Genomic DNA, 580 nt, shown 5'->3' on the forward strand with positions numbered 1-580 from the left:
AAAACTTTCTGAGAAAACGAACGCGTCGATCGATTTGACGCAGCAGTCGTTTATTGAAGGTGTAGTCAGCATTTTCCGAACGATCGCCAAGGCTGGCCGCCCACGTCACGATCTTGGTGATTTCTGGACGCTTTTCATTCCAGAGGTAATCGTGCTCTTGCTTGAGTTTGTTATAACCTTCACGGGTAATCAGCTTAGTTTTCAATTTGGCTCCTATTCATTTCGGCATAAAAAATGCCGCACATTCAGCAGCATCGACGCTTACGCGATCTTCATCCTAAACCTAGAATTATACCCAAAGCCACAAGATTCTCAGAGCGGACTTTGGGTATTGGCAATTAGGTTAGGCGACGGTTCGACTATTTTTCGTAATCTGGTTTTTTCGTCACGATGTAATTGGTTTCACTCGCCACTAACGCACCGTGCTTTAAGAAGTTTTTACCCAAAATCATGCTGTAATGAAAGCGTCCGCGATCTTGCAAATTCACGCGAATTTTCTTCTCTAAGTCACCCAGTTTGACGTGCATTTCCACCACCGGACGGACGTTTGCTTTCTCGCCTTTTTTCGCAGTAATTTTCA

At 44.5% G+C, this 580-nt stretch carries 1 protein-coding gene and 1 pseudogene; both read right to left on the reverse strand.

The features are described from left to right. A pseudogene (locus R8N47_RS26950) lies at positions 1-205 on the reverse strand (transcription elongation factor GreB); the annotation flags it as partial. Positions 206-359: 154 nt separating this feature from the next. Then, positions 360-580: RimK/LysX family protein (locus R8N47_RS26955; RefSeq protein ID WP_318186334.1), on the reverse strand; the 221-nt coding region annotated here is incomplete at its 5' end.

The organism is Vibrio sp. 2132-1 (assembly GCF_033344315.1).